The sequence below is a fragment of the Pseudomonas sp. SST3 genome (assembly GCF_003325755.1).
On record NZ_QORI02000049.1, the window covers coordinates 1 to 8,472 of the forward strand.

General features: G+C 62.3%; 6 protein-coding genes and 1 pseudogene. All 7 read left to right on the top strand.

The window, feature by feature from the left end:
• Nucleotides 1–73 precede the first annotated feature (73 nt).
• A pseudogene (locus tag DQ405_RS28720) lies at nt 74–557 on the top strand (efflux RND transporter periplasmic adaptor subunit); the annotation flags it as partial.
• 19 nt (nt 558–576) lie between these two features.
• Entirely contained in the window at nt 577–3,744 is a 3,168-nt protein-coding gene (locus tag DQ405_RS22695) for an efflux RND transporter permease subunit (protein ID WP_021204036.1), read from the top strand.
• A gap of 64 nt (nt 3,745–3,808) precedes the next feature.
• Nucleotides 3,809–4,816 carry an efflux transporter outer membrane subunit gene (locus DQ405_RS22700; RefSeq protein ID WP_241730125.1) on the top strand — a complete coding sequence of 336 codons (1,008 nt, stop codon included), beginning with the start codon at nt 3,809–3,811 and terminating at the stop codon, nt 4,814–4,816.
• A complete protein-coding gene (locus DQ405_RS27610; RefSeq protein ID WP_241730124.1) occupies nt 4,734–5,336 on the top strand; it encodes a TolC family protein in 603 nt (200 codons plus the stop codon). The genes DQ405_RS22700 and DQ405_RS27610 overlap by 83 nt, the downstream gene beginning before the upstream one ends.
• 14 nt (nt 5,337–5,350) lie before the next feature.
• Nucleotides 5,351–6,295 carry a LysR family transcriptional regulator gene (locus DQ405_RS22705; RefSeq protein WP_021204034.1) on the top strand — a complete coding sequence of 315 codons (945 nt, stop codon included), beginning with the start codon at nt 5,351–5,353 and terminating at the stop codon, nt 6,293–6,295.
• 2 nt (nt 6,296–6,297) lie between these two features.
• Entirely contained in the window at nt 6,298–6,552 is a 255-nt protein-coding gene (locus DQ405_RS22710; protein ID WP_024718240.1) for an EexN family lipoprotein, read from the top strand.
• Nucleotides 6,553–6,788: 236 nt separating this feature from the next.
• On the top strand, nt 6,789–8,472 hold a 1,684-nt coding region (locus tag DQ405_RS22715; protein WP_168426233.1), incomplete at its 3' end, for a conjugal transfer protein TraG.

The window sequence follows — 8,472 nt, forward strand, 5'->3', positions numbered from 1 at the left end:
GGGCCCCTTTTTGGGGTTTTTAAACCCCAAATTTTCCCCCGGGAAATTTCCCGGGAAATGTTGGCTCGCAAACGGAGAGCGCCCCGACCAGCGCAGCGAAAGTATCCCGGTGCAGGTGGGCCTGGTCGGCGAGAACGGCTATCCACACGCCGGAAACGTGGACTTCGTGGACAACCGTGTCGATGCGGCCACCGGCACCATCCGCGCACGCGCCACCCTGGTCAATCCCGACGGCCTGCTTTACGCCGGGCCTCTATGCCCGAGTGCGCCTGCCGGGTAGCGGCAGTTTCGAGGCCATGCTGATCGACGACAAGGCCATCCTGACCGACCAGAGCCGCAAGTACGTGTATGTGATCGATGAGAACAACACCGCCCAGCGCCGCGACATCACGCTGGGACGCAAGGCCGAAGGCCTGCGCATCGTCGAGGAAGGTCTAAATCCCGGCGACCGCGTGATCGTCAACGGCATCCAGAAGGTTTCTGTCGGCATGCCAGTGACGGCCCAGGACATTGAAATGGCGCCTGCAGGCCGACAAAACGCCCAGGCGAGCGAATGAGCGCGGAGAGCCAGCCATCATGAACTTTGCCCGCTTTTTCGTGGACAGGCCGATTTTTGCGGCCGTGCTGTCCATCATCATTTTCGTGGTTGGGTTGATCGCGATCCCGCTCTTGCCCGTCAGCGAGTACCCGGAAGTCGTGCCACCCAGCGTACAGGTTCGCGCCACGTATCCTGGCGCAAATCCGCGCGAAATCGCCGACACGGTAGCCGCACCACTGGAGGCATCCATCACCGGCGTGGAAAACATGCTCTACATGAAGTCCGTGGCCGGTAGTGATGGCGTGTTGGTGCTGACCGTCACCTTCCGTCCTGGCACCGATCCCGACGACGCCCAGGTCAAGGTACAGAACCGTGTCGCCCAGGCAGAGCCGCGTCTTCCCGAAGCGGTGCGCCAGCAAGGTGTGGTGACCGTCAAACAGTTCCCCAACGAAACGCTGGTCGTGCAGTTGCGCTCGCCGGGCGATCGCTATGACGCGCTGTACCTGCGCAACTATGCCGTGCTCCATGTACGCGACGAGTTGGCACGCATCCAGGGGGTGGGCGATGCCACGATCATCGGCTCTGGCGACTACGCCATGCGCTTATGGCTGGACCCCGACAAAATTGCGGCGCTGGGTATGACCGCCGGCGATGTGGTCGAAGCCGTGCGCGAACAGAACGTCCAGGTCTCGGCCGGTCAACTAGGTGCGCCGCCCAACCCCTCGGGAAGCGACTTCCTCCTGTCCATCAATGCGCAGGGCCGGCTGGTGACGGAAGAAGAGTTCGGCGACGTCATCGTCAAGACCGGATCGCAGGGTCAGGTCACCCGGCTGCGAGATGTGGCGCGCGTGGAAATGGACGCATCCAGCTACTCGCTGATGTCGTTGCTCAACAACAAGCCTGCTGTCGCGATCTCTGTCTTTGAAGCCCCGGGCGCCAATGCCATCGAAATCTCGGATCAAGTCCGCGCGAAGATGGACGAGTTGGCCAAGCGCTTTCCCGAGGGAGTGGAATGGTCGTTGGAGTATGACTCAACTGTCTTCGTGCGTCAGTCGATCAAGGCGGTCGTCAACACTCTGCTGGAAGCCATCGGACTGGTGGTGCTGGTGGTGATCTTGTTCCTTCAGACTTGGCGTGCCTCCATCATCCCACTGCTAGCCGTGCCGGTGTCGGTGGTAGGCACCTTCGCCGTGCTGCTGATGCTGGGCTTTTCCATCAATACGCTCACGCTTTTTGGACTCGTGCTTGCCATCGGGATCGTGGTGGACGACGCGATCGTGGTGGTGGAAAACGTCGAGCGCAACATCGCCGAAGGGCTGGCGCCGCTGGCTGCGGCCCATCAGGCCATGCGCGAAGTCAGTGGCCCCATCGTCGCCATCTCGCTGGTGCTGTGCTCGGTATTCGTGCCTATGGCATTCCTGTCCGGCGTGACAGGGCAGTTCTACAAACAGTTCGCCGTCACCATTGCGATCTCCACGGTAATTTCGGCCATCAACTCGCTGACGCTGTCGCCTGCGCTGGCCGCGCGCCTGCTTCGCCCGCATGGTGCCGCGCCAGACCTGCCCACGCGGGTGCTGGATCGCAGTCTGGGCTGGATATTACGGCCGTTCAACCGTTTCTTCCTGCGCAGCGCGGATGGCTATGGAAACAGCGTGTCGCGCATCCTCGGGCGGCGTGGTGCGGTGTTTCTCGTCTACATCGCGCTACTGGTGGCGACGGGAGCTGTGTTCAAGGCCGTCCCTGGCGGATTCATCCCCATGCAGGACAAGCTGTATCTCCTCGGTGTCATCCAGCTACCCGAGGGTGCATCCCTGGAGCGCACGGAAGCGCTGGTCCGCCGTGTGAGCGACATCGCGCTCAAGACCGATGGCGTCTACAACGCCGTGCAGTTCCCGGGCATGAACGGCTTGCAGTTGACCAACACGTCCAATAGCGGCCTAGTGTATTTCGTACTCAAGCCCATCAATGAGCGCAAGCACACTGCAACCGAGATTGCGGAACAGTTGAACGAGCGCTTCGCTCAGGAGCAGGACGGTCTGGCCTTTGCCATCATGCCGCCCCCTGTCATGGGGCTGGGCGCGGGTTCCGGGTTCTCTCTTTACGTGCAGGATCGCAACCGTGAGGGCTATGCCGCATTGCAGACGGCGACCACCGAGCTGGCGACGGCCATCTCGCAAGAACCGGGATTCCAATATCCGATCAGTTCCTATCAGGCCAATGTGCCGCAGCTTGACGCCGTAGTGGACCGCACCAAGGCGAAGGCACAGGGCGTGGCCGTGACCGATCTTTTCGATACGCTGCAAGTGTACCTGGGTTCGGCGTATGTCAACGACTTCACGCGCTTTGGCCGCACCTTCCGGGTGATGGCTCAGGCGGACGCACCGTTCCGCAGTTCTGTCGAGGACGTGGTCAAACTGCGCACCCGCAACGCCAATGGCGACATGGTGCCCATCGGCAGCATGGTGGACGTGCGCAAGACATTCGGCCCCGATCCCGTCATCCGCTTCAACGGCTATCCATCTGCCGACCTGATTGGTGAGTTTGATCCGCGTCTGGTGTCGTCATCGCAGGCATTGCAGCAAGTGCAATCCATTGCAGACAAGGTGCTGCCGCCAGGCATGCAACTGGAGTGGACCGACCTCAGCTACCAGCAGGTCACGCAAAGCAATACCGCGCTGGTGGTGTTCCCGCTGGCGGTACTGTTGGTCTTCCTGGTGCTGGCGGCACTGTACGAAAGCTGGACGTTGCCGCTGGCCGTCATCCTGATCGTGCCCATGAGCCTGTTGTCGGCCATGACGGGCGTGTGGCTCGCGGGTGGTGACAGCAACATTTTCGTGCAGATTGGCTTGATAGTGCTGATTGGTCTGGCCTCCAAGAATGCCATTCTGATCGTGGAGTTCGCCCGTGAACTTGAGCGCAAGGGGCACAGCATCCTCGATGCCGCGCTGGAGGCATCACGCCTTCGTCTGCGCCCGATCATCATGACTTCCATCGCCTTCATCGCTGGCGTGGTGCCGCTGATGGTCGGTTCCGGCGCAGGCGCGGAGATTCGCCAGGTTATGGGAGTGACTGTGTTCGCCGGCATGCTCGGCGTGACCTTGTTCGGTTTATTCCTGACTCCTGTTTTCTACGTCGCGTTACGCAGGCTCGCGACGCGCAAGCCACGTCGCCAGGCAAATGTCGCCATGGAGGCCACCCATGACTGACTCCACAAGGACTGATTCCGTCATGCTTCAAACGCCATCCCGCATCCGACCATGCCTACGTCGGATGCCACATCTGGTACTGCTCCCTTTGGTGGCGTTGACGCTGGCAGCTTGCGCAGTAGGGCCGAATTACAAGGCACCTGCCGCGCCCCAGGCAGTGACGTATGCCCGCCAAGACCCCGTTGCCGTGTCCCAGCTTGTACCGGAGGCCGATGCGCAATTCTGGCGGGAACTGGATGACCCGGTGCTGCACTCTTTGGTGGAGAATGCTCTTCACGCCAATCACGACATCCGCATAGCACTGTCGCGCTACGAGCAAGCCAGCGCACTGTCGCGCGAACGTCGCCAAGACTACTATCCGACGCTGGGCGCGTCCGGTGAAATCAGTACCCAGCGCGCCAGTGCTGCACAAGCACCGGATGCGTCCCGCTCCGACCGGGATAACGATCTGCATTCGGCTGGCCTATCCGTGATCTGGGAATTGGACTTCTTTGGCCGAGTGCGGCGCAGCGTGGAATCGCAGCGCGCCGAGACCGAGGCCAGCGCAGCCGACCTGGCGGGCGTACAAGTGGCTATGGTGGCCGAGTTGACCGACGCCTATTTCCGCTTGCGCGGCTTGCAAGTGCAATTACAGGTCGCGCGGGACAACGAAATCAACCAAGCCGAAACGCTGCGGCTGATCGAGGTCTTGTTCGAGAACGGCCGGGGCACGTCGTTCGATGCCGACCGCGCCCGCACGCAATTGGCGCTGACACGCTCGCGCATTCCGCCGCTTGAAGCTGAGGCTGCTGTGGCCGCCCACCGCATTGCCGTGCTCACTGGCCGCACGCCTGCGGCGATGGCCGAAGTGCTGGATCACCCCGCAGCCTTGCCTGAGCTGCCCGCCCAGATCAACGCCGGTGCACCGGGCGATCTACTGCGTCGCCGTCCCGATGTGGCTGCGGCAGAACGTAGGCTGGCTGCGGCCACTGCGCGTATCGGCGTTAGCCATGGCAGACCTGTTCCCTCGCTTTACGTTGGGAGGGCTGATCGGCACGCAGGCGTTGGGCTTTGGTTCGTTGTTCGAGCGTGATAGTGAAACGCGAATGATCTCGCTCGGTGTGGGTGGTTCCTTCCTAGACGTGGGCCGGGTGCGGTCGCGCATCGCGGCGGCCAATTCAGCCACTGCCGAAAACTTGGCGGTATACGAGCGCACGGTGCTGCGCGCCATGGAAGAAACCGAGAACGCGCTGGTACGCCTATCGCGCGCGCAGACCGAGAACGCCATGCTGGTACAGGCGACCGAGGCCAGCCGCCGGGCAGCCAAGACGGCTCGCCTGCAATTTGAGGGCGGCGCCATCCATGTTTTGGATGTGCTGGAGGCCGAACGTTCACGCTTGGAGTCCGAAGACTTGCTGGCACAAAGCGCCACCCGCAGGGCGACGGCGTTGGTGGCGGTCTACAAGACGCTGGCCGGCTGGTCACACGCCTTGCCCGGACCGCAGGGCGAGGCAGTCGCGCAGCGCCACAAAAGCGGCGACAGGCCTGAACTGGATGAACTCGGTGAGATGAGCGGCTACAACGCTGCGACTCTCAAACGGCCTTTGTACTGACAACAGGAGGCGAAATGGAGATTCGACACTTACGCTGCTTTCTCGCTGTCGCCGAAGAACTACATTTCGCCCGCGCGGCCGAGAGGCTGCACATCGAGCAGTCACCGCTGTCGCGCACTATCAAGGAACTGGAGGAGAGCCTGGGCGAACAGTTGTTCATTCGTACCAGCCGCAGCACGCGGCTGACACGGGCGGGCAAGCTGTTTCTGGAGCATGTGCCGCGCATCTTCACCGCCTTGCAGCAGGCGCGCGATAGCGTGAATGCAGCCACCAACGGCTTCCACGGTCAGTTGCGTATCGCACTGTCCGACGGCATCACGCCCTCGCGCCTGCCGTCCTTGCTGGCGCTGTGTCGGCAGGAAGAACCCGAAGTCGAGATTCGCCTGTTCGAGGTACCCTTGTCGCAGCAGATCAAGGGACTGCATGACGACCTGTACGACGTGGGCTTTGCCCAGTCCGATGAAGTTGGAGAAGGCATCACTGCCGAAGCCGTTTGGAGCGATGCACTGATGGTGGCGGTTCCTGCACGCCATCCGCTTTTGAAGCACAGGCGCATCCCGCTGGAAGAAGTGCTGCGCTATCCGCTGGTGCTGTGCGATCCGCACGTATGCGAAGGCCATGCTCGCCAAGTCGAGCGTGTACTGCGCCGGATAGATATGGAGCCGCTGATTGCCGAACGTGTGGCTTCGTGCGATTTGATGATGGCGTTAGTGTCGGCGGGCTTTGCGCTGGGCCTAGCCGGAGCGCCGCATATCGCAGGCAGCCGTGAGCCTGGGATTGTGGCTCGGCCGCTGGCGGGTCGCTCACCCATGCTGACCACTTATGTGCTGCACCGGGAAGGTGGATCCTCGGACGTGCTGTCACGCTTTATCGAGCGTGTGCAGGCCATCGAATCGCCGGACGGCATCAGAGCCACGCCCCCCCTTGAACCCGATTCCCAAGAGGAAGTCGAGTCATGACCATGAAGCAGATCGCCCCATTCCTGTTGGTCGCCGCGCTGTCCGCTTGCGGCCAGTCCGAAACACCGAAACAGGCAACCAATGTACCGACCGTGGAAGAGCTGGTCGCAGATCCTGCGCGCCTGAGGGAGCTGCGCCGCCAGTGCAAGACCGAACGCCCGACGATGGGAGACGTGCTGTGCAACCGGGTGGCCGAGGCGACGAACAAGCGCTTCTTTGGCTATGGAAACACGCCCTACACGCCGCCGAAGTTCTGATTGTTGGCTTTCTGCCGCGAATCTTGATTTTTCTTTCTCGACACGCCGCCGCGCGCTCACGCCTGCGGCGTTTTTACTGGTTTCGCCTCTGCATGACACCATGCTTTTTGCATCACCTTGCTGCCGATAACGGTCTTTGACCGGCACTGAACCGGCACCGATCCTGACGCCTGCGGCACGCCTTTGTGCCGCGTTTTCCACGGGGAATCAGCGCAGGAGAAATCGGAGGCCAGGGTATGCAAGCTCAGGGCGTGTTGTTCGGGCAGATCGCCGCCGTCTTCGGCATCGTGATCGCCGGTGTGTGGGGTGCCACGCAATGGACCGCCGCCGCCTTGGGCTACCAGCTACGCCTGGGCGCGCCCTGGTTCGACTTCCACGGCACGCCGGTCTATTACCCGTGGAAGCTGTTCGAGTGGTGGTTCTTCTTCGACGCCTACGCGCCGCAGGTGTTCGACACCGGCGGCATGATCGCGGCGAGCAGCGGCCTGCTGGCCGTGGTGGTCGCCATCGCCATGTCGGTGTGGCGCTCGCGCCAGGCGCGCAAAGTGACGACCTATGGCTCGGCCCGCTGGGCCGATGTCGCCGACATTCGCAAGGCCGGGCTGACGCAGCCCGCCGGCGTCTTTCTCGGCCAGCATGACGGCCACTACCTGCGGCACGAAGGGCCGGAACACGTCCTGACCTTTGCGCCCACGCGCTCGGGCAAGGGTGTGGGCCTGGTGGTGCCGACGCTGCTGTCCTGGCCGGCATCCGCCGTCATCCACGACATCAAGGGCGAGAACTGGCAGATCACCGCTGGCTGGCGTTCGCGCTTCTCGCATTGCCTGCTGTTCAACCCGACCGATGCCAGTTCGGCGGCCTACAACCCGCTGCTGGAAGTGCGGCGCGGCGCGCATGAGGTGCGCGACGTGCAGAACATCGCCGACATCCTGGTCGATCCCGAAGGTGCGCTGGAGAAGCGCAACCACTGGGAGAAGACCAGTCACGCGCTGCTGGTCGGTGCCATCCTGCATGTGTTGTACGCGGGCGAAGACAAGACGCTGCGTGGCGTCGCCAACTTTCTCAGCGATCCAGCCAGCCCGTTCGAGCTGACATTGCACCGGATGATGACGACCAAGCACTTGGGTGATGTGCAGCATCCGGTTGTCGCCTCCGCCGCCCGCGAAGTGCTCAACAAGAGCGACAACGAGCGCTCGGGCGTGCTCTCCACTGCCATGTCGTTCCTCGGCCTGTACCGCGATCCGACCGTGGCCGAAGTCACCTCGCGTTGCGACTGGCGCATTGCCGACCTGATCGCTTCAGAGCATCCCGTCTCGCTGTATCTGGTAGTGCCGCCTTCTGACATTTCGCGCACCAAACCGCTGATCCGGCTGATCCTCAACCAAATCGGACGACGGCTCACCGAATCGCTGGATGGCAGTGATGGCATCCAACGCCGCCACAAGCTGCTGTTGATGCTCGATGAGTTCCCGGCGCTGGGCCGTCTGGACTTCTTCGAGACCGCGCTGGCCTTCATGGCGGGCTATGGCATCCGCAGCTTCCTCATCGCGCAGTCGCTCAACCAGATCGACAAGGCATATGGGCAGAACCATTCGATCCTGGACAACTGCCATGTGCGCGTGACCTTCGCTACCAACGACGAACGAACGGCCAAACGCATTTCTGAAACCCTCGGCACCGCCACTGAACTGCGCGCCCAGCGCAACTATGCCGGACACAGATTGGCCCCATGGCTCGGCCACCTGATGGTGTCGCGGCAGGAAACCGCACGGCCACTGCTTACGCCGGGCGAAGTGATGCAACTGCCGACCGATGAAGCGGTGGTGATGGTGTCCAGTGTCGCGCCGATCAAGGCGAAGAAGCTGCGCTATTTCGCCGATGCCAATTTCAAGCAGCGGGTATTACCGCCGCCTTCGGTGA

Coding starts and splice junctions, on each gene's coding strand:
- DQ405_RS22695 (WP_021204036.1), top strand. CDS start 577: ATGAACTTTGCCCGCTTTTTCGTGGACAGGCCGATTTTTGCGGCCGTG.
- DQ405_RS22700 (WP_241730125.1), top strand. CDS start 3,809: ATGCCACATCTGGTACTGCTCCCTTTGGTGGCGTTGACGCTGGCAGCT.
- DQ405_RS27610 (WP_241730124.1), top strand. CDS start 4,734: ATGGCAGACCTGTTCCCTCGCTTTACGTTGGGAGGGCTGATCGGCACG.
- DQ405_RS22705 (WP_021204034.1), top strand. CDS start 5,351: ATGGAGATTCGACACTTACGCTGCTTTCTCGCTGTCGCCGAAGAACTA.
- DQ405_RS22710 (WP_024718240.1), top strand. CDS start 6,298: ATGAAGCAGATCGCCCCATTCCTGTTGGTCGCCGCGCTGTCCGCTTGC.